13 protein-coding genes are annotated in these 24,634 nt (G+C 72.9%); 2 read left to right on the forward strand and 11 right to left on the reverse strand.

Annotated features, from left to right (window positions below):
* The first annotated feature begins 469 nt into the window (after positions 1–469).
* A complete protein-coding gene (locus ACZ5ID_RS15265) occupies positions 470–5,440 on the forward strand; it encodes an NAD-glutamate dehydrogenase (RefSeq protein ID WP_468897533.1) in 4,971 nt (1,656 codons plus the stop codon).
* A gap of 55 nt (positions 5,441–5,495) precedes the next feature.
* Here the strand turns inward: ACZ5ID_RS15265 and ACZ5ID_RS15270 are convergent, their stop codons facing one another.
* From ACZ5ID_RS15270 to ACZ5ID_RS15290, 5 genes are all read right to left on the reverse strand, one after another.
* Positions 5,496–7,298 (reverse strand): serine/threonine-protein kinase, encoded by a 1,803-nt coding sequence (locus ACZ5ID_RS15270; RefSeq protein ID WP_468897535.1) that lies wholly within the window; start codon positions 7,296–7,298, stop codon positions 5,496–5,498.
* A gap of 179 nt (positions 7,299–7,477) precedes the next feature.
* Entirely contained in the window at positions 7,478–8,515 is a 1,038-nt protein-coding gene (locus ACZ5ID_RS15275; RefSeq protein WP_468897537.1) for a serine/threonine-protein kinase, read from the reverse strand.
* A gap of 67 nt (positions 8,516–8,582) precedes the next feature.
* Positions 8,583–9,839 (reverse strand): glycosyltransferase 87 family protein, encoded by a 1,257-nt coding sequence (locus tag ACZ5ID_RS15280; protein WP_468897538.1) that lies wholly within the window; start codon positions 9,837–9,839, stop codon positions 8,583–8,585.
* Positions 9,840–9,908: 69 nt separating this feature from the next.
* Complete coding sequence (locus ACZ5ID_RS15285) at positions 9,909–10,715, reverse strand: ABC transporter ATP-binding protein (protein WP_468897539.1); 807 nt, start codon at positions 10,713–10,715, stop codon at positions 9,909–9,911.
* Complete coding sequence (locus ACZ5ID_RS15290) at positions 10,708–11,649, reverse strand: ABC transporter permease (RefSeq protein WP_468897541.1); 942 nt, start codon at positions 11,647–11,649, stop codon at positions 10,708–10,710. Before ACZ5ID_RS15290 ends, ACZ5ID_RS15285 begins: the two co-directional genes overlap by 8 nt.
* A gap of 220 nt (positions 11,650–11,869) precedes the next feature.
* On the opposite strand from ACZ5ID_RS15290, the gene ACZ5ID_RS15295 reads away from it, so the two are divergent.
* Entirely contained in the window at positions 11,870–12,496 is a 627-nt protein-coding gene (locus ACZ5ID_RS15295; RefSeq protein ID WP_468897543.1) for a TetR/AcrR family transcriptional regulator, read from the forward strand.
* Positions 12,497–12,569: 73 nt separating this feature from the next.
* Here ACZ5ID_RS15295 and ACZ5ID_RS15300 read toward each other — a convergent pair whose 3' ends face one another.
* The 6 genes from ACZ5ID_RS15300 to ACZ5ID_RS15325 form a co-directional block, all read right to left on the reverse strand.
* A complete protein-coding gene (locus ACZ5ID_RS15300) occupies positions 12,570–14,141 on the reverse strand; it encodes a hypothetical protein (protein ID WP_468897545.1) in 1,572 nt (523 codons plus the stop codon).
* A gap of 58 nt (positions 14,142–14,199) precedes the next feature.
* Positions 14,200–16,455, reverse strand: a complete 2,256-nt coding sequence (locus ACZ5ID_RS15305) for a bifunctional glycosyltransferase/CDP-glycerol:glycerophosphate glycerophosphotransferase (RefSeq protein ID WP_468897547.1) — start codon at positions 16,453–16,455, stop codon at positions 14,200–14,202.
* A 165-nt stretch (positions 16,456–16,620) separates the two neighbouring features.
* The gene (locus ACZ5ID_RS15310; RefSeq protein WP_468897549.1) at positions 16,621–17,499 is read right to left on the reverse strand and encodes a carbohydrate ABC transporter permease; all 879 of its coding nucleotides are present in this window, start codon (positions 17,497–17,499) and stop codon (positions 16,621–16,623) included.
* 198 nt (positions 17,500–17,697) lie between these two features.
* Positions 17,698–19,077 (reverse strand): carbohydrate ABC transporter permease, encoded by a 1,380-nt coding sequence (locus ACZ5ID_RS15315; RefSeq protein ID WP_468897550.1) that lies wholly within the window; start codon positions 19,075–19,077, stop codon positions 17,698–17,700.
* Between the two features lie 7 nt (positions 19,078–19,084).
* Positions 19,085–20,410 (reverse strand): ABC transporter substrate-binding protein, encoded by a 1,326-nt coding sequence (locus ACZ5ID_RS15320; RefSeq protein WP_468897551.1) that lies wholly within the window; start codon positions 20,408–20,410, stop codon positions 19,085–19,087.
* A 528-nt stretch (positions 20,411–20,938) separates the two neighbouring features.
* Complete coding sequence (locus ACZ5ID_RS15325) at positions 20,939–24,442, reverse strand: FtsK/SpoIIIE domain-containing protein (protein WP_468897553.1); 3,504 nt, start codon at positions 24,440–24,442, stop codon at positions 20,939–20,941.
* Positions 24,443–24,634: the final 192 nt, after the last annotated feature.

The raw sequence follows: 24,634 nt of genomic DNA on the forward strand, positions 1-24,634 counted from the left end.
CGTACAGGGTGCGCGGGGTGCTTCGTCCCGCTGTGCCTCGGGCTGTGCGCGGTGCGTCGCGCTGCGTCCCGAGGCGTACCGTGCGTACGGGGCAAACGTGCCCCGGCCCGGCCGGTTTGCCAAGAGGGCGTCAGGACGGTCCGCGTCGCTGTCCAGAGTGTCAAACTTCGGGCCCTGCTTTTGTACACATACGGCTCATGACGGTTCGGGGGGGCGGGGCGATAGCCTTGACCCGTGATCAGCGCGATATCCCGCAGGGGCACTGCCGCCCCTGCCCTGCGCCCGGAGTGCCACAGTGCCCGGGCCCTCGCTGATTCCCGTATCCCGGGCCCTTCGCCGAAAATGGCCAATAACGACCCGGGCATCTCTCATCGCGGCATAACGTCGACTCCGACCGGACACCCCGCGTCGTGGCGTTGCGCCGCTTCTACCTACGTCACGCAATGGCGCGCGACAGGAGCCAGAGGACATGCAGACCAAGCTGGACGAAGCCAAGGCCGAGCTGCTCGCACGGGCGGCCCGGGTAGCTGAGAACAGCCCGGTGGGGGGCCCCGGCGGTCTGGGGGGCGCCCCCCAGGACCGGGCAGCCACCACCGGGGCCGCGGGGGAGGAAGGTCCTGCCCGGGACGCCGTCCTCGGGTACCTCCAGCGCTACTACCTGCACACCGCTCCCGAGGACCTGGCCGACCGCGACCCGGTTGACGTCTTCGGCGCAGCCCTGTCGCACTACAGGTTGGCCGAAAATCGCCCCCAGGGCACGGCGAGCGTGCGGGTGCACACCCCGACGGTCGAGGAGAACGGCTGGACGTGCAGTCACTCGGTCGTGGAGGTCGTGACCGACGACATGCCCTTCCTGGTGGACTCGGTCACCAACGAGCTCTCCCGCCAGAACCGTGGCATCCACGTCGTGATCCATCCGCAGGTGGTGGTCCGCCGCGACGTCACCGGCAAGCTCATCGAGGTCCTGGACATCCCCGCGCAGGCCGGTGGTCTGCCGCACGACGCGCTCGTCGAGTCCTGGATCCACGTCGAGATCGACCGGGAGACCGACCGCGCCGACCTGAAGCAGATCACCGCCGACCTGCTGCGGGTGCTCTCCGACGTCCGTGAGGCCGTCGAGGACTGGGAGAAGATGCGCGACGCCTCGCTGCGCATCGCCGACGAGCTCCCCAAGGAGCCCAAGGCGGGCGACCTGCGCGACGAGGAGGTGGACGAGGCCCGGGAGCTGCTGCGCTGGCTCTCCGACGACCACTTCACCTTCCTCGGCTACCGCGAGTACGAGCTGCGCGAGGACGACTCGCTGGCGGCCGTGCCCGGCACCGGCCTCGGTATCCTGCGCTCCGACCCGCAGCACGGCGGCGACGACAGCCACCCGGTCAGCCCGTCCTTCGAGCGGCTGCCCGCCGACGCGCGCGCCAAGGCCCGCGAGCACAAGCTCCTGGTGCTCACCAAGGCCAACAGCCGGGCCACCGTGCACCGCCCCTCCTACCTCGACTACGTCGGCGTGAAGAAGTTCGACGACAACGGCAACGTGGTCGGCGAGCGCCGCTTCCTCGGCCTGTTCTCCTCGGCCGCGTACACCGAGTCGGTCCGCCGCGTCCCCGTGGTGCGCCGCAAGGTCGCCGAGGTGCTGCGCGGCGCCGGGTTCTCGCCCAACAGCCACGACGGCCGCGACCTGCTCCAGATCCTGGAGACCTACCCGCGCGACGAGCTGTTCCAGACCCCGGCCGACCAGCTGCGCTCCATCGTCACCTCGGTGCTCTACCTCCAGGAGCGGCGCCGGCTGCGCCTCTACCTGCGCCAGGACGAGTACGGGCGCTACTACTCGGCGCTGATCTACCTGCCCCGCGACCGCTACACCACGGGTGTGCGGCTTCGGCTCATCGACATCCTCAAGGAGGAGCTCGGCGGCACCAGCGTCGACTTCACCGCCTGGAACACCGAGTCGATCCTGTCCCGGCTCCACTTCGTGGTGCGGGTGCCCGCCGGCACCGAGCTGCCCGACCTCACCGACGCCGACACCGAGCGCATCGAGGCCCGGCTGGTGGACGCCGCCCGCTCCTGGGCCGACGGCTTCTCCGACGCGCTGAACGCCGAGTGCGGCGAGGAGCGCGCCGCCGAGCTGCTGCGCCGCTACGGCCACGCCTTCCCCGAGGGCTACAAGGCGGACCACTCGCCGCGCGCGGCGGTGGCCGACCTGGTCCACCTGGAGCAGCTCACCCACGGCCGCAAGGACTTCGCGCTCTCGCTGTACGAGCCGGTGGGCGCGGTCCCCGGCGAGCGCCGGTTCAAGATCTACCGCATCGGTGAGCAGGTCTCGCTCTCCGCCGTGCTGCCGGTCCTCCAGCGCCTGGGCGTGGAGGTCACCGACGAGCGCCCCTACGAGCTGCGGTGCGCCGACCGTACGCACGCGTGGATCTACGACTTCGGTCTGCGCCTGCCCAAGAAGATCATCGGCACCGGCGACTACCTCGCGGACGACGCCCGCGAGCGCTTCCAGGAGGCCTTCGCCGCCACCTGGACCGGCGCCGCCGAGAACGACGGCTTCAACTCGCTGGTGCTGCGCGCCGGGCTCAACTGGCGCCAGGCGATGGTGCTGCGCGCCTACGCCAAGTACCTGCGCCAGGCCGGTTCGACCTTCAGCCAGGACTACATGGAGGACACCCTCCGCGACAACGTCCACACCACCCGGCTGCTGGTCTCGCTCTTCGAGGCGCGGATGTCGCCCGGCCGCCAGAGCGCGGGCACCGAGCTCATCGACGGACTGCTCGAAGAGCTGGACGGGGCGCTCGACCAGGTCGCCTCGCTCGACGAGGACCGCATCCTGCGCTCCTTCCTCACCGTCATCAAGGCGACGCTCCGCACGAACTACTTCCAGAAGAACGCCCAGGGCGAGCCCCACGCGTACGTCTCGATGAAGTTCGACCCGCAGGCGATCCCCGACCTGCCGGCGCCCCGCCCGGCGTTCGAGATCTGGGTGTACTCGCCCCGCGTCGAGGGCGTCCACCTGCGCTTCGGCAAGGTCGCGCGCGGTGGGCTGCGCTGGTCCGACCGCCGTGAGGACTTCCGTACGGAGATCCTCGGCCTGGTCAAGGCGCAGATGGTGAAGAACACCGTCATCGTGCCGGTCGGCGCCAAGGGCGGCTTCGTCGCCAAGCAGCTCCCGGACCCGTCCGTGGACCGCGACGCGTGGCTGGCCGAGGGCATCGCCTCGTACAAGACGTTCATCTCGGCGCTGCTCGACATCACCGACAACCTGGTGGCCGGCGAGGTCGTGCCGCCCGCCGACGTGGTGCGCCACGACGAGGACGACACCTACCTGGTGGTCGCCGCCGACAAGGGCACCGCGACCTTCTCGGACATCGCCAACGACGTGGCGATCAGCTACGACTTCTGGCTCGGTGACGCCTTCGCCTCCGGCGGCTCCGCCGGATACGACCACAAGGGCATGGGCATCACCGCGCGCGGTGCCTGGGAGTCCGTCAAGCGGCACTTCCGCGAGCTCGGCCACGACACCCAGACCGAGGACTTCACGGTCGTCGGCGTCGGTGACATGTCCGGTGACGTGTTCGGCAACGGCATGCTGCTCTCCGAGCACATCCGCCTGGTCGCCGCCTTCGACCACCGCCACATCTTCATCGACCCCAGCCCGGACGCGGCCGTCTCCTACGCCGAGCGCCGCCGGCTCTTCGACCTGCCGCGCAGCTCCTGGGCGGACTACAACAAGGAGCTGCTGTCCGTCGGCGGCGGCATCCACCCGCGTACGGCCAAGTCGATCCCGGTCAACGCGCAGATGCGCGCGGCCCTGGGCATCGAGGGCGGCGTCACCAAGCTGACGCCCGCCGAGCTGATGCAGGCGATCCTGAAGTCGCCGGTGGACCTGCTGTGGAACGGCGGCATCGGTACGTATGTGAAGTCCACCGCCGAGTCCAACGCGGACGTCGGTGACAAGGCCAACGACGCGATCCGCGTCAACGGCGAGGACCTGCGGGTCAAGGTCGTCGGCGAGGGCGGCAACCTGGGGCTGACCCAGCTCGGCCGGATCGAGTTCGACCGCAACGGCGGCAAGGTCAACACCGACGCGATCGACAACAGCGCGGGCGTGGACACCTCCGACCACGAGGTGAACATCAAGATCCTGCTCAACGGTCTGGTCACGGACGGCGACATGACCGTCAAGCAGCGCAACAAGATCCTCGCCCAGATGACGGACGAGGTCGGCCACCTGGTGCTGCGCAACAACTACGCGCAGAACACCGCCCTGGCCAACGCGGTCGCGCAGTCGCCCTCACTGCTCCACGCCCACCAGCGGTTCATGCGCCGCCTCGGGCGCGACGGCCACCTGGACCGGGCGCTGGAGTTCCTGCCGACCGACCGCCAGATCCGCGAGCTGCTGAACAACGGGCGCGGACTCAGCCAGCCCGAGCTCGCCGTGCTGCTCGCCTACACCAAGATCACGGTGGCCGACGAGCTGATCCACACGGATCTGCCGGACGACCCGTACCTGCAGAAGCTGCTGCACGCGTACTTCCCGAAGCAGCTGCGCGAGAAGTTCCCCGAGGCCATCGACGGCCACGCGCTGCGCCGCGAGATCGTCACGACGGTCCTGGTCAACGACACGGTGAACACCGGCGGTTCGACCTTCCTGCACCGGCTGCGGGAGGAGACCGGCGCGTCCATGGAGGAGATCGTCCGGGCGCAGACCGCGGCCCGCGAGATCTTCGGTCTGAGCGCGGTGTGGGACGCGGTGGAGGCGCTGGACAACCAGGTCGACGCCGACGTCCAGACCCGGATCAGGCTCCACTCGCGCCGGCTCGTCGAGCGCGGCACGCGCTGGCTGCTCAACAACCGGCCGCAGCCGCTCCAGATCGCCGAGACCATCACGGACTTCACCGAGGGCGTCGAGAAGGTCTGGGGCGAGCTGGCGAACCTGCTCAAGGGCGCGGACCTGGAGTGGTACCAGTCGATCCTGGACGAGCTCACCGAGGCCGGGGTGCCGGACGAGCTCGCGCGCCGGGTCGCCGGGTTCTCCTCCGCGTTCCCCTCGCTCGACGTGGTGGCGATCTCGGGCCGCACCGGCAAGGACCCGCTGGCGGTCGCCGAGGTGTACTACGACCTCGCGGACCGGCTGCGGATCACCCAGCTGATGGACCGGATCATCGAGCTGCCGCGGGCCGACCGCTGGCAGTCCATGGCCCGTGCCTCCATCCGCGAGGACCTGTACGCGGCGCACGCGGGGCTCACCCAGGACGTGCTCGCGGCCGGTGACGGTGTCGCGTCGCCGGAGCAGCGCTTCAAGGCCTGGGAGGAGAAGAACGCGGCGATCCTCGGCCGCGCCCGCACCACCCTGGAGGAGATCCAGGGCTCGGACGCCTTCGACCTGGCGAACCTGTCGGTCGCGATGCGGACCATGCGGACGCTGCTGCGCACGCACAGCTAGAAGCTCCCCGGTGAAAGGGGGCGCCCACCACCAGGTGGGCGCCCCCTTTCCGTTGTCAGCGCGTGGCTTTCCAGAGGGTGACCGTGCCCTCGAACGTGGGGATGTTCTTGTCCGTGGACGGCGTCACCTTGGTGATCTTCCACATGGCCAGATTGCCCTTGGTGGTCACCGAGCACATGGTGTCGCCCGCCTTGATCAGGTGGTCGTCGTTGAGCGCCTGCGCCGAGGCGGAGTTGGGCAGCGGGTTCTGCAGCGCTCCGTCACGGCACTCCTGCGGCGTGGTGCCGTTGGCCTTGCCGAGGGCCTGCCGGAAGTCCAGCCGGTCGTCGCGCGCCTCGAACTCGGTGTTGTCGTAGGCGAGTTTGCCCGTCGGGTCCACGGCCGGCACATCGAAGTCGATCTGCGTGGTGGAGAGCGACTCCGGCGTGCGCACGGTGATCGGCTTGTCCTGGAAGATCACCGTGTACGTGACGTTGGCGGGCGGCACCGAACTGTCCTCGCTCGGGGTGTCCGAGGGCGTGGCCACGACCGGGGACTGCTTCGGCGGGTTCGTGCCGACGGGCGAGGACGAGGAGCCGCCGCCCTTGGCCTGGCCGCCGTCGCCGTCCCCGTCCTTCTTGGTGAGCCAGACCGCGGCGGCGGCGCCCGCGCCGACCGCGAGGACCAGGGTGGCCGCCATGAGGACGGTACGGAGCCGGCGCTTCGGCTTCTTCTGCGGCGCTGTCGGCGCCGGGGCGGGGGTCTGGGCGTGAGCGGCCTGGCCCGGGGCGGGGATGGAGGGCTGCTGCGCCGTGCCGGGACCCGGCCCGTACCCCGTGTCGTACGGGGCGCGGTAGCCTGCGCCGTACCCCGGCACCGGACCGCTCTGGGGGCCTGTCTGCGGGCCTGTGTGCGGGGCGGTGGTCGGCGGCGTGTGGGTGGCCGGGGGCGGTGCCTGGGGCGCCCGAGGGGCCGTATAGGGCGGGGCCGGGGGCATCGCCGGGGACGCCGGGGCCGTGGTGGGCGGCAGCGGGGGCTGCGCCGGGGTGGGCTTCGGCGGCGTCGCGGCGGCCTGCTCGCTGCGGGCGATCTCTGCCGCCACCGCCTGGGGCAGCCACCCCTCGAAGTCGCGCAGGGCGCGCCCCGACGCCTGCTCGCAGAGCGGGGCGAGGTCGGCCGGGGTGATGCGCCGCGCCGGATCGGCGGTCAGCGTGCACTCCAGCAGGGGGCGCAGCTCCGCCGGGTAGCCGCTCAGGTCCGGCGGCCGGTGCGCGGAGTTGGCGATCTGCGCGGCCACGGTGATGGCGCCGCCGTCGCCGTACGGATGGCGTCCGGTGGCCGCGACCGCCGCGATCAGACCGAGCGAGAACACGTCGGTGGCGGGCGTCAGGGGCTCGCCCAGCGCGTGCTCGGGCGACATGTACTGCGGCGTGCCGATCATGCCGCCGCTGGCGGTGAGCTGGGTGGCGTCGGCGGCGCGCGCGATACCGAAGTCGATCACGTAGGGGCCGCCGGAGCCGAGCAGGACGTTGCTGGGCTTCAGATCGCGGTGGATCACCCCGGCGGCGTGGACGGCGGTCAGCGCCTGGGCCGCACAGCCGACGAGCTGGAAGACGGCCGCCAGGGGGAGCGGGCCGAACGAGGTCAGCGCGTCGTGCAGGGAGAGGCCCGGCACGTACTGGGTGGCGAGCCAGGGCTGGGCGCCGCTGGTGTCGTGGTCCACCACCGGAACGATGTGGTAGCCCTGCACCCGGCGGGCGGCCTGCACCTCCTGCTCGAAGCGGCGCCGGAAGTCGGCGTCCTGGCCGTACTCCCTGCGGATCACCTTGAGCGCGACGGGCTGTCCGCCGCGGGTGTGCGAAAGGTAGACCGTGCCCATGCCGCCTTCGCCGATCCGGGCGAGGAGCTGGTAGCCGGCGGTCTCGCGCGGGTCCTCGGGTCCCAGTGGCCTGAGTGTTTCACCGGTTCTGCTGATGGTTCCTCCCCCGGTCGCGGCACCCGACGTGCCGTCAACTGCTGCTGCGGGCGCAGAGCCTACGCGCGCGGCAGCCGCCATAACTACTCAGCTCCGGAACGCCTGCTCCCGCGCACCCGCCGGATGAATTCGGCCGCGTCGGCGTCGCGCACGGTGAGCGGCGCGGTCGGGGGCAGCGCCGGGACCGTCGGCGCGTCCGGCAGCGCCATCCGCAGCCGGGCCGCCGCCTCGGTCGCGGTGATCGCGGCCAGATGCGGCGCGGGCAGCCAGTCCGCGAAGTCCAGCGGTCCGCGGCCGGACAGCCGGCGGCACAGCGACGCCAACTCGGCCGCAGCGGGCCGCTCTTCGGGCCGGGCGGCCAGACAGAGCCGCAGCACCCCGCGCAGCGGCTCGGGGTACGGAGAGAGGTCGGGCGGCTCGCGGTCGGTGCCCGCGATGCGCGCGGCGACGGCGAGGGCGCTGCCCCGTCCGTACGGATGCTGCCCGGTGGCGGCGAGGCCCGCGAGCAGCCCGAGCGCGAACACATCGGCCGCGGGGGTGAGTTCGCGACCGAGGGCGTGCTCGGGCGACATGTACTTCGGGGTGCCCACCAGCCGTCCGGTGGTGGTGAGCCGGACCGCCCCGGCGGCCCTGGCTATGCCGAAGTCGAGCAGCCAGGGCCCGTCGGCGGCGAGCAGCAGGTTGCCGGGCTTCACATCGCGGTGGATCACCCCGGCGTGGTGCACGGAGTCCAGCGCGCGGGCGGCGCAGGCCAGCAGGTGCAGGACGGCTGCGGGCGGCAGCGGTCCGTGCTCCTCAAGGGCGTCGTCCAGCGGGACGCCCGGGATGTAGCGGGTGGCGAGCCAGGGGCGCGGGCCCTGCGCCGAGTGGTCCAGGACGGGGGCGACATGCGCCCCGTACACCCGCTGGGCGGCCTCGACCTCGCGTGCGAAGCGGCGGCGGAACTCCTCGTTCTCCGCGTACTCCCTGCGGATCAGTTTCAGGGCCACCGGCTGGCTGCCCCGGGTGCGGGAGAGGTAGGCCGTGCCCATGCCGCCCTCGCCTATGCGGGCTTCCAGGACATAGCCGGAGACCTGGCGCGGGTCGTCCGCGCGCAGCGGCGGAAAAAGGGTGCCTGGCACCTCGATCCCCCTTCCCCCAGGGCCTCTTGCGGTGCTGCCGAGGCCTTCGTGCCGATGGGGAAGGAGACTATCGCGGCCCACTGACAACGGGCCCCGCGGTCGTCGCGGTCCACAGCCTGCGGCACGAGAGCAGCGCGGCGCCGAGCAGCAGCGCGTTGCGCAGGACCATCAGCGAGGTGCCGACCGCGGTCCCGGCCATGACCTGGCCGTACAGGGTCGGGAAGGCGAGGGCGCTCAGGGCCGCGGCGGGCAGCATCAGGAGCGCGACGGGCCGCTGGCTGGTCTGCCGGGAGGCCAGGCACACGGCGGCCAGGCCGAGCAGCCAGACCAGGTACTGCGGGCTGATCACCCGGCTGGTCACGGTGAAGAGCAGGACCGCGCACAGCGCCGCGTCCGCCGGGGTGGCCGCCGTCCAGCGGCGCGCCCTGAGCCGCCACAGGAGCAGCCAGCAGAACGCCAGCACGGTCAGGGCGAGGGCGAGCCGGGCCACCGAGGAGACGTACGGGCCGGTGAACTCCATGGCGCCGTACCGGTAGACGACCCGGCCCGGCCAGTGCGCGAGGAGGTGGGCGAGCTGGAGGCCGGTGCCGCCGAGGGACTCGATCTGCACGCCCCGGCTGCCCTGCTGGCGCAGGAAGTCCAGGGTGTGGGTAAAGCCGAGGGCGAGGACGGCGAGCAGGGCGGTGGCGGCGCCGAGCGCCGCCGTCCAAGACGCGCGCGTGGTGCGACCGCGCGGGGTGCCGATCAGGGTCAGCGCGGGCCACACCTTGACCAGCGCGCCGACCCCGGCGAGCGCCCCGCCCAGGCGCGGTCTGCGCCGTACGCAGAGCAGGGCGGCCACGGCCGGGGCGGTGACCAGGACGTCGTAGCGTCCGTAGGGAAGGTGGAGCAGCAGCGGCAGACCGCCCACCCAGGTCCAGGCGCCCGCCGCGCTGCCGCCGGGCCGTGACCCGGCCCGTACGAGCGCGACGGTGATCAGCGCGTCGGCGGCCAGGGTGAGTGCCACGAACGCCTGGAAGAAGGTGAGGAACGGCAGCAGCGCGGGCGCGAGGATCACCGCTCCCGCGCCCGGCGGGTACTGCCAGGTGGGGTCGCCGTACGGGAAGTGGCCGGCGGTCAGCTGCCCGTACCACTGGCGGTACAGGACGTACACCTCGCCGCTCACCCCGCCGACGCCGAGGGAGTCGTCGACGAGGAGGAAGAGCATCAGCGCGCGCGTGGCGAGCCAGGTGGCGGCGAGGGCGGCGTACCGGGTGCGGCGGTCCGCGGCGCCCGGGTCATGGGCGAGGGGCGGGGCGGGGACAGGCAGCTGCTGGGTCGTCATCGCCCAGAAGTTTAGTCCGGTTTGAGATATTTATTCGTATCGGTGTGACCCTATTTTTTCCGGTTGTGGTTATTTCTTCCCGGTGTGCTCCTCGTACGCCTCGACGACCTCGTCGGCCGGACCGTCCATCCGCAGGACGCCCGACTCCAGCCAGATGGCCCGGTCGCAGGTCTGCTTGATGGTGCCGTTGCTGTGGCTGACCAGGAAGACGGTCCCTGCCTCGGCGCGCAGCTCCTCGATCCGCTCCTGGCTGCGCCGCTGGAAGCGGGCGTCACCGGTGGAGAGCGCCTCGTCGATCAGCAGGACGTCGTGGGACTTGGCGGCGGCGATGGAGAACCGCAGACGGGCGCCCATGCCGGAGGAGTAGGTGCGCATCGGGAGCGAGATGAAGTCGCCCTTCTCGTTGATCCCGGAGAACTCGACGATGTCGTCGTAACGGTCCCGGACCTCTTCGCGGGACATGCCCATGGCGAGGCCGCCGAGGGTGACGTTGCGCTCCCCGGTGAGATCGTTCATCAGCGCCGCGTTGACGCCGAGCAGGGAGGGCTGGCCCTGGGTGAAGATCCGGCCCCGCGCGGTCGGGAGCAGGCCCGCGACGGCCTTCAGGAGGGTCGACTTGCCCGAGCCGTTGGAGCCGATCAGCCCGATCGCCTCACCCTTGCGGGCGACGAAGCTGACGCCCTTGACGGCGTGCACCTCGCGGATGCCCGGGACGGTCCTTCGGGAGGCGATCCGGCTGAGCGCGGAGGTCGCGCTGCCCCTTCCCCCGGTGGAGCCGCCGTTCACCTTGTAGACGATGTGGACGTCGTCGGCGATCACGGTGGGAGCGCCGAGCGCGGTGGGGGCGCCGGTCACGGCGGGAGTGCTGTCAGCCACGGCCGTACTTCTCCTCTGCCTTCCAGAAGTAGATGAACCCGGCGACCAGGGCGAGGAGCGCCCAGCCGCCCGCGACGGCCCAGACATGCGCCGGGAGCTGCTTCGCCTTGAAGCTGTGGATCAGGGCGAAGCGCATCAGGTCGATGTAGACGGCCGCCGGGTTGTACTGGAGGACCTTCACCAGGCCGTGCGGCAGCGAGCTGCGGGTCATCAGCTGCGGCAGGCTCCACATGACGCCCGAGACGTACATCCAGGTGCGCAGGACGAACGGCATCAGCTGCGACACGTCCGGGGTCTTGCTGGCGACCCGGGCCATGGCGAGCGAGAGGCCGGTGTTGAACATGGCCTGAAGGATCAGCGCGGGCACGGCGATCAGCCAGGAGAGCGCCGGGTAGACGCCGACGGCGAGCAGGATCATGGCGAGCGCGGCGATGGAGAACAGCAGTTGCTGGAGCTGCTGGAGCGCGAGCGCGATGGGCAGGGACGCGCGCGGGAAGTGCAGGGCGCGCACCAGGCCCATGTTGCCGGTGATCGCGCGCGTGCCCGACATGATCGAGTTGGCGGTGAAGGTCCACACGAAGACACCGGTGACCAGGAACGGGATGTAGTCCGGGACGCCCTGCTTGGTGCCCATCAGGATGCCGAAGATGAAGTAGTAGACCGTCGCGTTGAGCAGCGGTGTCATCAGCTGCCAGATCTGGCCGAGCTTCGCCTCGCTGTACTGCGCGGTGAGCTTGGCGGTGGCGAACGCCGAGATGAAGTGGCGGCGCTCCCAGAGCTGGTGGACGTACTCCTTCAGCGTCGGCCGGGCGCCGCTCACCGTCAGGCCGTACTTGGCGGCCAGTTCGGCGGCGCCCAGGCCCTGGTCGGGGTCGGCGGGCCGGGTGTCCTGCGCGGGGGCCGGCGGGGCCGGCGGGGCTGCGGTCTGGCTCACAACGATCGCTTTCGACGTGGCTTCGCGGGCGGGCGGGCGGTCCGGGCAGGGAGGCATGGCTCGGCCCGGCGCGGGTCCGGATCGGGTGCTCCGGAACCCGCGGGTGGCCGGGTGGTGAACCTGCGGTTACGACGGGACGGGTCCGTATCGTCGTAACGGTGAGAGTAGGACGCCACTACGTCGCAACGCAACCGTCTCGTCCTATCGCTATGCTCAAGACATGACCAACTCGGACGCCCCGGCCCCCGCCGAACCCCAGCGCCGCGCCCCGGCCGGTGCCGCCGTGCTGCGCTCGGACGTGACCGAGGCCATCCGCAAGGCCGTGTTCGAGGAGCTGGCGGCGGTCGGGTTCGCCCGGATGTCGATCGAGGGCATCGCGCGCCGCGCCGGAGTGGGCAAGACGGCCGTGTACCGCCGCTGGAAGTCCAAGCTGAGCCTGGTCCTCGACCTGGTGTCCGCGTTCGCCGCCCAGGGCCTCCCGGTGCCCCACACGGGCTCGCTGTACGGGGACATCCGGGCGCTGCTGGCGGTGGCGTCGCTCGCCCTGCGCCACCCGGTCGCCTCCCAGGTGATCCCGGACCTGCTGGTCGAGTCCGTCCGGCACCCCGAGATCGCCGACGCCATCAAGGAGGCGCTGCTCGACGGGCAGAAGGGCGTCGCGGCGGTCGTCGTACGGGAGGCCGTGGAGCGCGGCGAGCTCGCCGAGGGCGCCGACCCGGACCGTGCCCTCGACCTGATCGTGGGGCCGCTGTACTGGCGGCTGGTGGTGGTCCGGGGCGATCTGCCGAAGGGCTACCTGGACGATCTGGCGACCTCGGCGGTGGCGGCCCTGAAGGCGACGGGCTGAGCCTTCCCCCGGGCGCGGGCCGCACGCCCCGCCCCGGACGGTCCCCGGACGGCCGCCCCCTGCGGCGGACCGCTCAGTACGCCACCCGGGCCAGCACCTCTCCGCTGCGCGGGCTGAACGCGACCACCACCGCCTCCTCGGGGAGGTGCTCCCGCGGCGTGAGCAGCAGCCAGCGCACTCCGTAGCGCCGGGCGATGGCCGCGCGCGCGTGGCGGGACGTCGACGGGGACAGATAGCGCGTCACGTCCGCCTTGCGGCGCAGCCGTTCGGACTCCGCGAGCGCCGGATCGGGCCAGACCGGCGCCACCAGGAAGGGCCCGTACCCGGGCAGCGAACGCACTACGTAGTACCCGTCCGCCAGAACCGTCTCACCGGGCGGGATGTGCTGGGCGGCCCAGCCGTACGTGGCCCAGTTCGGCGGGCGCTCCACGCCCCGCACGCCCAGACCCGGCGCCACCGCGCCCGCCTGGGCCCAGACGAACCCGAGGCACGCCCCGGCCGCCGCGAGCGGGGCCAGCACGCGCCGCGCCACCGGCCACGGGCGCGGCCGGGCCAGTTCGACGGCGAGCGCGACCTGCGCGGGCACCGGGGCGACGGCGAGCAGCCGGCCGTACGTGTAGTGGCCGCTGACCCAGCCGTACAGGACGACCAGCGCGAACAGCAGCGTCATCAGGGCCAGTGCGTCGCGCCGGTCGCGGCGCAGGCGCAGCAGCAGGGCGGGCCCGCCGAGCAGGGCCGCCAGCCAGTAACGCCCGGTCAGATTTTCATACAGGGCCCTGTGCATGGAATCGATGCCGGTGTCGCCGACGAGTGTGAAGATGTCGCAGTACGGCCAGGTCACCGCCACCGCCAGCGCGCCCGCCCCCGCCAGCGCCCAGTGGACGGCCGCCGCGCGGCTCCACGCCCCCTTCCGCGCGAGGACGAGCCCGGCCGTGCCGATCACCGCGGCGATCGCGGTGATCGGATGGATGAGGACCACCACGCCGGTGAGCACGCCGAGCGCGGTGTACTCCAGCGGGGCCGCCCGCCACCGCGCAGTCCGGGAAGAACGTTCCGTCAGCCGGCCCGCCAGGGCCCAGATGTGAAAGGTGAGCCCGATGGCGAACGTGCTCGGGTAGGACAGGTTGCCGGTCATCGACAGCAGGCCGAGGAACCCGCTCCACCAGGTCACCGCGGTGCCCCACAGCACCGCCGAGAAGACCAGCGCGAACACCGGCGCCCACGCGCGCGAGGAGAACAGCCGGGTGAAGCGGCCGAGCCCGGTGATCAGGACCAGCAGGTTGACCGGCCCGAAGAGCCGCACCACCACCCGGCCGGGCAGCTCGGTGAGGTGCGCGAACAGACCCTGGACCACGGAGTAGGGCGAGAAGTACGGGCTGCCCGCGCCCGGCAGGTCCGCCATCGGGTGGGCGGGGGCCAGCAGATCGGCCCTCAACCGCTCCACCACGGCGGCGTGCGTGCCCAGGTCGCAGCAGAACGGCACCCGCCAGGCCGCCGCCGACATCACGACCCAGAACACCCCGCCGAGCACGAAGTACGGCGTGACGCGCCAGGCGGGCCTCGGCGACGGCGCGTCGGCGGGACGGGCGGCGACGCGCCGGGGTGCCGGAAGCCGGGCGGGACCGGGCGGAGGAAAGGTGCGCACGGATCATCGGTTCCGTGGGGGTGGTGATCCGCACCGGCATCCCGTCGCGATCACCCGATCAGCAGCCCGTCGTCAGCCGGTCGACGACCCGGGCCGCCGGGGGCGCGGGGCGGCGGTCCGCCGGCGGGACCACCGGCGGCCGGTCGGCGTCCTGGCCCAGGAAGACCCGGCGCACCACCCGCTCCGCCGCGTGCCCGTCGTCGTACGGACAGAACCTGGCCCGGAACGCGGCCCTCAGCTGCGCCGAGCGGGAGCCGCGCCAGTGGCTGGTGGAGAAGATGTCGATCAGCTCGTCCTCGGTGCGGGCGACCGCGCCCGGGGGGAAGGCCCGCACGTCGAAGTAGGTGCCGCGGGCCGCCTCGTAGGCCTCCCAGTCGTCGGCGTGGATGACGATCGGACGGTCCAGGTTGGCGTAGTCGAACATCACCGAGGAGTAGTCGGTGACCAGCGCGTCGGCGGCCAGGCACAGCTGCTCGACCGACGGGTGCCCGCTCACGTCGATGATCCGCGGGTGCGCGTCCTCGGCCAGTGGCGCGCCGTACCTGAAGTGGGCGCGGGTGAGCAGCACGTACTCGGGGCCGAGGGCGCGGGCCACCCGCTCCAGGTCCAGCGGGCGGTGCTGGCCGCGCCGGTAGTCGCGGTGCGTCGGCGCGTACAGGACGGCGGTGGCTCCGGCGGGGATGCCCAGACCGTCGCGGAGCCGGGCCACGTCGGCGGCGCCCGCCCGGTGGAAGACGTCGTTGCGCGGATGGCCGTATTCGAGTGTGGTGCAGCCCGAAGGGCGGGCGCGCTCCCAGACGAGGGTGGAGTGGAGGTTGGCGGAGAGGCGGTAGTCCCATGTGTTGCTGCGGTCGAGCAGTTCGGCGAAGTCGGTGTCCCCGGCCGCCGCCGGGCGGTCCATCAGGTCCAGGCCCATGGTCTTGAGCGGGGTGCCGTGATGGGTCTGGAGCAGCACCTGACCCGCCCGCTTGACCAGCCGGCCGTCGAACTCCACATTGCTGACCAGGTACTTGGCACGGGCCAGCGCCGTCCAGTACGCGAAGGTGCCCGGCGCCACCTTCCTGGTCGCGGGCGGCACGGTGTGCAGGTGGGCGGGCGCCGCCACCCAGGTGGTGCGCACCCGGGGCACCAGCTCGCGCACCGTCGCCTCGATCGCGGCCGGGTTGCAGGCGTACCCCCCGTATCCGTACGCGCTGAAGACCGCCTCCTCCCGTACCGGCAGACAGAGCTGCGTCCGGTAGTGCAGTTGAAGCACTCCGGAGCGCACGGAGCGGCCGAGCGCGCGCAGCGAGCGTCCCGCGCGGGCGCGCACGGTGCTGAGCGCCCCCAGCGCGAGAAAGGTGCGGCGGGCGCCGAGCCGGACCAGGCCGTGCCGCACCCGGACGCCGAGGGGGCGCGGGCCACCGCCGGGGGAGCGGTGGCGGCGGTACTGGGCGCGCGCACGCCGGAAGAACTCGGCGCGGCTGCCGCGCGGCAGCCGTACCCGGGAGGTGAAAACGGCCAGGAAGTGGTCGGCCATCTTCCGGAAGATCAGCGGGTGCAGCGGAGCCAGTTCGGGGCGCGTGTCGAGGAACGCGAACACCCTCTCGTACTGCTCGAAGAGGTCGAAGTGGCGGCGGCCGGCGGTGGACAGGACGCCGCCCCGGCGGCGCCGGCGGTAGTGGACGCAGACCCGGTCCAGGGTGGCGAGGGACTCGGCGGCCATCAGCGCCGTACAGGTCCAGGGCACGTTCTCGTAGCAGCCGGCGTGGAAGCCGAAGCCCTGCTCCTCGATGAACTCGCGGCGGTACGCCTGGTTCCCCACTGCGCTCGGCAGGCCGAGCAGCCCCGGCCGGTCCAAGAGCCGGAAGGTGGCGGGACCGGCCTCGGTGAGCCGGAGGGTGGCGGGACCGGTCTCGGTGAGCCGGGCGGCGGCCGTGTCGCGGACCCGCTCGCCCGACCAGGACGTCCGCGCGTAGTCGTAGACCAGCACGTCCGGGTCGCCGGTCTCCTTGAGCCGGTCCGCGACGGCCCGCAGGGCGCCCGGGGTGAGCGTGTCGTCGCCGTCGAGGAAGAGCACGTAGTCGCCGGTGGCGCGGGCGAGCCCGGCGTTGCGGGCGGGGCCCGGGCCCACGGTGGTGTCCAGGCGCACGGCACGCACGCGGCGGTCGCGGGCGGCGTGTTCGTCGATGATCGCGCCGCACGCGTCCGGCGAGCGGTCGTCCACCACGATCAGTTCCAGATCGTCGTACGACTGGTCGAGCACCGAGCTCAGACAGTCGTGGAGATAGGCCTGGACCTCGTACACGGGAACGATCACGCTGAACCGGGGCATGGCCCGTAGAACGGCGGACTGCGCGAACGGGTTACGCCATGGGGGTGGCCGGGGTGAAGCCGCGGCGCACGCTTGACGTGGCCTCTGACCTGCGTCGCGGCAGTCCTTGCGGACCATGCTTCCGGGCTGCCCTTCCGGACCGCCCTTCCGTGCTGTTCCGGCGGGCTACTTGACGGCGCCCGCCATCACTCCCGACACGAACTGCCGCTGGAAGGCGAAGAAGACGGCCAGCGGGATGACCATGGAGACGAAGGCGCCGGGAGCCAGGACGTCGATGTTGTTGCCGAACTGCCGTACCTGCTGCTGGAGGGCGACCGTGATCGGCGGGTGCTTGGAGTCCGCGAAGATCAGCGCCACCAGCATGTCGTTCCACACCCACAGGAACTGGAAGATGCCGAGCGAGGCGATCGCCGGGCCGCCCAGCGGCAGGACGACCCGGGTGAACAGCCGTACCTCGCCCGCCCCGTCGAGCCGCGCGGCCTCCAGGAGCTCCCGGGGGATCTCCGCGAAGAAGTTCCGCAGCAGGAAGATCGCGAAGGGCAGGCCGAAGGCGACGTGGAAGGTGATCACGCCGACCGTCGTCTCGAAGATGCCGATCTTGCCGAAGAGCTTGGCGACGGGGACGAGGGCGACCTGGACGGGGACGACGAGCAGACTCACCACGACCATGAACCACCAGTCGCGGCCCGGGAAGTCCATCCACGCGAAGGCGTATCCGGCGAACGAGCCGATGACGACGACCAGGACGGTCGCGGGCACGGTGATCATCACGGTGGACAGCAGCGAGTCGGTGATCGTGCTGTTGTCCAGGAGGCTGGAGTAGTTGTGGAAGGTCAGCTGGGACGGCTCGGTGAAGACCTTCCACCAGCCGCTGGCGGCGATGTCCGAGGAGCCGCGCAGCGAGGACAGCAGCAGCCCGACGGTCGGCATCAGCCAGAACAGCCCCACCAGGACCAGGAAGACACGCAGCGCGCCGCCTCCGGCCCGGGAGGCGAGCCGGGCGGGCAGGGACTGCTTGGCCTTGACGACCCCCACGACTGTCATCGCCTGGCCTCCCGCCGGATCCTGCGAATGTTGCTGTGCTGTCCCGGGGGGCGACCCCCGGACCCCCGGCAGGGGCTGGTCCCGGCGCGGTCGGTCCTCATCGCCTGGCCTCCCGCCGCATCCTGCGAATGTTGCTGTGCTGTCCCGGGGGGCGACCCCCGGACCCCCGGCAGGGGCTGGTCCCGGCGCGGTCGGTCCTCATCGCCTGGCCTCCCGCCGCATCCTGCGGATGTTGAAGAGCATCACCGGTATGACCAGGACGAGCAGCAGGACCGCGATCGCGCTGCCGACGCCGAGGTCCGCGTCCGTGCCGAACGAGGAGCGGTAGAGCTGGAGCGCCAGTACGTTCGCGTCGTCCTGGCTGGAGCCGGGCGCGATGATGAAGATCAGGTCGAAGATCTTGAGCACGTTGATCATCAGGGTGACCAGGACCACGGCGAGGACGGGCGCGAGCAGCGGCACGGTCACCCGCCGGAACACCTGCCACTCGTTGGCCCCGTCCACCCGTGCCGCCTCCAGGAGTTCGCGCGGCAGTCCCGCGAGCCCCGCCGCGATGAGCACCATCGCGAACCCGGCCCACATCCAGATGTACGAGCCGATGATGGCGGGGGTGACGAGGGCCGGGCCGAGCCAGTTCACGCCGTTGTACGGCTCGCGGAAGTTGCTCCGGGGCAGCCGCAGCCGGGCGCCGTCCGCCTTGGCGGGCAGGGTGAAGGTCCCGTCCGCTCGGGCGGTGGTGCTCGCCACGACCCGGCCGTCCCGTACGGCTTCGATCTTGAGGCCCTTGAGGCCCAGCTCCTTGGAGTCGACGGTGTTTGGGGCGCCGCCGCCTCCTTTGGTGAAGTCGAGCCAGGCGGTACCGGTGATCTCGCCGGGCTCGGCGGCGGCGGGCCTCGCCGGCTTCGCGGACGACGGCATCTTCTCGGCGGCCACCCCGACGAGCGGCAGCAGGGCGCTCTGCCCGGCGTGGACGGCGTCCTTCGTCACGAAGGTGCCGTCGCCGCCGGGCCGCAGCGGGGCGGCGGGCAGCGGACGGGCCCGGGGGAAACCCGCCGACTCGGCGAAGGTGTCGTGCACCCCCACCCAGACGGCGTTGGCGACGCCCCGGTCCGGGTCCTGTTCGTACACCAGCCGGAAGATGATCCCCGCGGCGAGCATCGAGATCACCATGGGCATGAAGACGATCAGCTTGAACGCCGTTCCCCAGCGCACCCGTTCGGTCAGTACGGCGAAGACGAGGCCGAGGACGGTGGCGATCGTGGGGGCGCAGACCACCCAGATCGCGTTGTTCTCGACGGCCTTCAGGATGGTGTCGTCGGTGAAGAGCGTCTTGTAGTTGTCGATCCCGGCGAAGCCGTCCCCGGACCGGTCGAAGAACGAGCGGTAGACGGAGTACCCGATCGGATACACCACCAGCGCGCCCAGCAGGACGAGCGCGGGCAGCAGGAACCCGGCGGCGAGATAGACACGCGTACCGGTGACGCTCCTGAGGCTCCTGCGGCCGGGCGGGGCGGACGGGGCGGGGGGTGACGGTGGTGACGGGGGTGAGGCGGGTGACGGAACCGGCGCGGTGGTCATGGCCGGATCAGTTCTTGTACGCCGCAGCCGCGTCGGCCTCCAGCCTGGCCTGGGCGCCGCCGACGTCCTTGGGGTTCTTCAGGAAGTCCTGGAGGTCCTTCCACTCGCCCTTGCCCGGCGTACCGCCGAAGGACTGCGGTGCCTGGTCGGACAGGTCGAACCGCACATCGTCCCCGGCCGCGATCAGCGCCTTGGCGATGTCGCGCTGGACGTCGTTGGGGTACGCGGCGAGGTCGGTGGCCTTGTTGGGCGAGATGTACCCGCCCGCCGCGGCCCAGACCTTGGCGGCGTCCGGGGAGGCCAGCCAGGTCAGCAGGGCCTGGGCGCCCTTGGTGTCCTTGAGCGCGACGGCCGCGTCCCCGCCGGTGACGACGGGTGCCTTGGCGCCGACGGCGGGGAACGGGAAGACCTTCGCGTCCGTACCGATCTTGGCGCTGGTCTGCGCGATGTTGATGCCGACGAAGTCGCCCTCGAAGACCATGCCGGCCTTGGGCTGGTCGCCGCCGGTGAAGGTCTGGGTGACGGAGGCGGGGAACTCGGTCTGCAGGGCGCCGGTCGCGCCGCCCGCGATGAGGTCGGGCTTGCCGAAGAGCTGGCCGAGGGTGGTCAGGGCGTCCTTCACGGACGGGTCGGTCCACTTCAGCTGGTGCTTGGCCAGTTGGTCGTACTTCTCCGGGCCCGCCTGGGAGAGGTAGATGTTCTCGAACCAGTCGGTGAGGGTCCAGCCGTCGGCGCCGCCTACGGAGACCGGGGTGACGCCGGACGCGGAGATGGTGTCGGCGGTGGCCAGGAAGTCCTTCCAGGTCTTGGGGACCTGGGCGCCGGCGGTGTCGAAGACCTTGGTGTTGTACCAGACCAGGGACTTGTTGGCGGCCTTGAAGTACACGGCGTACTGGGTGCCGTCGACCGCGCCCAGGTCCTGCCAGACCTTGCTGTAGTTCTTGGCGAGCTGGGCCTTGGCCTCCGGGCCGACGGGCTTGACCCACTTCTTCTGCACGGCCTGCTGAATGGCGCCGACCTGGGGCAGCATGGCCACGTCCGGCGGGCTGCCGCCGGCGATCTTGGTGCCGAGGAAGTTGACGATGGGGTCCTGGGCGGGGACGAAGGTGACGGTGGCGCCGGTACGGCTCTCGAACTCCTTCAGCACCTTGACGAAGTTGGCCTGTTCGGGTCCGGTCCACACGGCGGCCACTTCGATCTTCTGCCCGTCCAGGCGGGGGAGGGCGACGGTGGCCGCCGTGCCGGACTTGCTGGGCCCCGGCTTCTCCTCGGCGTGCTTCTTGTCGTCCCCGCAGGCGGTGGCGGTGAGGGCGAGCGCCCCGACGATGGCCATTCCGACCAACTTCCGTCCCGTACGCATGAGTTTGCCGCCTCCCGCTCGCCGAGGTCGTCCCGTCCGGACAGTCCTACGCCGGGTGCGGGGGGCCCGCAATAGCGCGATCGGTGTCAAGTGGGTGATCGTGATGGGGTCGTGACGTCAGGTCAGGTCGCGGGGGGTGGGGTGGGGTGGGGTGGCTTTGGCCCGGGGTTCGTCTGCGGGCGGGTGGTGGCTGGTCGCGCAGTTCCTCGCGCCCCTTCAGGGTCCGGTGGTCGTCTGCGGGTCGTCTGTGGGTGGTCGCGCAGTTCCTCGCGCCCCTGAAGGCGCCTGCGGCGCCCGGGGCGGGACAGGGGTCGCAGGCCCCGACCCCCCAGGGGCGCGGGGAACTGCGCGAGCAACCCAGCACGGTCCGCGGACGAATGAAGGCAGCCCGGGGCGCAGCCCCGAGGAGTCCGGGCGCAGCCCGTGGGGTGGTGGGCCGGGGCGCAGTCCCGAGGGGGATCGGGGTGCGGCTCCGACAAGGGGGCGGGGGCGGCCCCGGGGCTACAGTCCCGCCGGGGCCGTCGCCTGTACCACCCGCCCCGCCCTCTCCAACGCACTCGCCAGCAACGCCAGATCCGTGGGCCCGTTCCCCAGCTCCCGGACCGGACGCCGGGCCGGCGGATCACCCATCCGCTCCCACTCCAGCGGCACCACCGTCGGCCGCAGCGTCGCCGTGCGGGGTATCCGGCCGGTGACCCGGCCGCCCTGGAACGGCGTCACCGAGCCGTCCGCGCCGAACAGCCGCCCCCGCCCCGGCGACGGCTCCTCCGGCGAGGGGACGGGCGGGGGCGCGTCCAGCCGCACCACCTGCCGGGCCCTGCGCGCCAGCTCCGTCTCCGCCGTACGCTCCGGGCGCGCCGACGTCGCCACCAGGTGGACCCCCAGCCGCTCCCCGTCCCGCGCCACCGCCTCCAGCGCCCGCACCACCGACCCCGCGGCGGGCCGCCCGGGGCTGCCCAGAGCGGGCGCGAGCAGCGCGTCGAAGTCGTCGACCAGGACGACGAGGCGCGCGAGCGGCGGCGGCCCCGCCTCCGTGCGCGTACGCCCCAGCGGGCGCAGCCGCAGCGTGCTCGTGGACTGGGTGTCCCCCTCGGCCTGCTGCTCACCGGGGGCCGGCGGCCGGGGGCTCACCACCCGCCCCGCCACCTCCTCGGACTCCTGCCCCGGCTCCTGCCGCGCGAGCCACTCGGTGAATCCCAGCTCCCCCAGCAGCTCCGACCGCCGCTTCAGCTCCGCCCCCAGCGCCTGCGCGAACTCCCGCATCCGGACCGGGTCCGAGGCCACCAAGTAGGTGGAGACATGGGGGAGTTCGGTGCAGGGGCGCAGCCCCTCGCCGCGCTCGCCGCCCGCCCCGTCGACCAGGACGAGCGCCAGCCGGTCCGGCCGTGCCCCCGCCGCCAGCGACGCGGCGACCGCCCGCAGCAGCTCCGTACGCCCGCTGCCCGCCGGGCCCTCGACCAGCAGATGCGGTCCGTCGGAGACGAGGTCGACGCCGACCGGGCCGCGCGGCCCGGCGCCGAGCACCGCGGCGCCGTCCGGCGCCGACTCCCAGCGCGCCATCAGGGATGCCGGGGTGGCCCGCGCCAGCCCCAGCTCGTCGAGGAGCCGGGACGAGGGCGGCAGCGCGACCGGGGGCCGGCCGGGCGCCGTCGTGCCGTCGCCCGCCCGCAGCGGCGCAAGCGCTCGCGCGAAGCGCTCCGCCCAGGCCACCGACACCGCGTCCACCACCGCCAGCGTGCCGTGCCCGGCCGGACGCCCGCCCGCTGTGCGCAGCAGCCGCAGCGCCGTCGCCACGTCCCCGCTGAGCAGCGCCGCCGCCCCGCACTCGCGGAACGGGAGCGAGACCGCGCACGCCGACTCGTACGTCGCCTCCACCGGCGATACGGGCGAGGCGGCCGGCGTCTCGGCCAGGCAGAGCAGATGGATGCCGGCCGCGCCCCCGGCGCAGGCGAGCCGGGCCGTCGTCTCGCGCAGCACGGACGAGCCGGGATCGCCGTCGACGATCACCACCGTGTACGGACCCGAGTAGCGGCGGGTGGCGTCGGCGACGGCCTCCGCGTCGGCGGACGCCCAGCCGGGCCCCAGCGGGCTGTCGTCCAGGCGCCGGACCAGCTCGGTCGTACGGGCGGTGGCCTGCTCGCGGTCGTACGCCAGGAGCAGCCGGCAGTCCTGGCCGTGCCCGGGGCGCACATGCGGGAGCCAGCCGAGCCAACCCCACTCCGCCGTGCGCGTCTGGAGGCTGCGGCCACGCTCCGTACTGATGAGGACGATCTCCAGGTCCGTCGGCGCGTGCAGCGCGGCGAGCTGGGCCACGGCCGCCCTCGCCAGCCCGTTCAGCCGCGCGCGGGGCCCGGCGAGCCCGAGCGAGCCCGCCTCCCGCAGCCCGACGGTCACCGGCACGGCCGCCAGCTCGCCGCGGTCCGCCGTGCCGACCCGGATCGCCAGCTCCTCCGGGTGCCCGGGGCGGCGCTCCCACAGCCTCGGCCCGGGGCCGAGCGCGGTCAGCAGCAGCGCGGCCGGGTCGGGCCATCGCTCGGGCGCGGGCGGGGCGCTGCCCGGCAGGGCAGCGGCGGCGGCCTCGGGCGGCGCCGGTTCGTACCCGGACTCGGGCCGGCCGCCGGTCAGCCGCCGCGCCCAGGCCCCGATCCCGCCGCGCCGCCGGGACGCTGCCCCGTCGTCCGCGCGCGCGTGCTCGACGTCCTCGGGCAGCCGCGTCCCCCGGGGCGGCGTCCCGACCCGCCGACTGGCAGCGGGCCCGGGCCCGCGCCCATAGACCTCACTGCCCGGCCCGGGCCCGTACGTCTCACTGCCCGGTTCACTGCCCGGTCCGGGTCCGTAGGCCTCATTCCCCGGTCCAGGTCCGTACGTCCCATTCCCCTGCCCGGGGCCGTACGCCTGAGTGGTCGGCCCGGGTGCGTACGCCTCAGTGCCCGGACCGGGTCCGTACGCCTCAGCCCCCGGCCCCTGGCCGTAACCCTGGCCCCCGGGCCCGGAGCCGTACGTCTCACCACCCGGACCAGGGCCGTAACCCTGACCCCCCGCCGGGGCATGGCCCCGGGCCGGGCCCTCACCGCCCACAACCCCGGACGCACCGCCATACGTACCGAAGCCGCCTTCCGTACGCCCCGGTCCCGGTTCCCGGAAAGTCTCGTCGGCGCCCCGCGCGTGCGGCAGCCCGCCGCTCTCCATGGAGGCAGCGGGACCGTGGCCGTGCGGCACGGGTGCGCTTCCGGTGCCGTGGGTCGTCGGGCCGGGCACGGCGGGGCCGGGCTCGCTCGACGCGCGCGGGGACGGCACCCTGGCGGCGGAGCCCGGGCCGGGCGCGGCCGGGGCGGGCTCCGGCGAGGCCAGCGGGGTCACCCGGATGTGGCCCTCCCCGTCCGGCGTCGTGGGCAGCGGCTGCGGGGACGGCGCCCCGGTGCTCAGGCGCAGCGCGGACTCCCCGAGGCGCAGCAGCGCGCCCACCGGCAGCCGCACCGGATGCGGGCCGACCGGGGCGCCGTCCACGCGCGTGCCGTTCGTCGAGCCCAGGTCGGCCACCGAGACCCGGCCGCCCTCGCCGACGGTGACCGCGCAGTGCAGCCGGGAGACGTCCGGGTCGTCCAGCGGGACGTCCGCGTCCGCCGAGCGGCCGACGCGGATCTGGCCGCCGTGCAGCAGATGGACACCGCCCGCGTCCGGCCCCGCCACCACGCACAGGCGCGCCCGGGCGGCCTCCTCGTGCTCCTCGTAGGCGTACGTCGAGGAGTCGGCCGGGGCGGAGAGGGACAGCACCGCGCCGTCCACCAGGGGCGGTTCGCCCAGGACGCGGCGCTGGGGGTCGAGCCGCTCGCGGCCCGCGTAGAGCACGACCGTGCTCGACACCTCGGAGCCGGACGCGGCCGTGGCGAGGCCCGAGGCGACGGCCGCGAGGGCGGTCCCGGCGGGCGCGGTCACGAGCACGTCGCAGGCGCGCGCCGCAGCGTGGCCGCTGCGCGGCGCGAGGACGGTCAGCCGGATCTGCATCGCCTCGGCGGTCCCTTCTGCGCGGGGGTGCCGGGCACGGAGGGAAAGGCCCTTGTGATTCCCCCCACCAGGCACACATGTCGTGCTGAGGGCATCCTCGCACCTGCCACTGACAACACGCCCGCCACCCACCTCCAAGTGATCTTGAATGATCGGCTCTCGACGCAAATGTGGCCGCAAAGTGGCCGGTTG

The sequence above is a fragment of the Streptomyces sp. NPDC031670 genome (genome assembly GCF_055580545.1).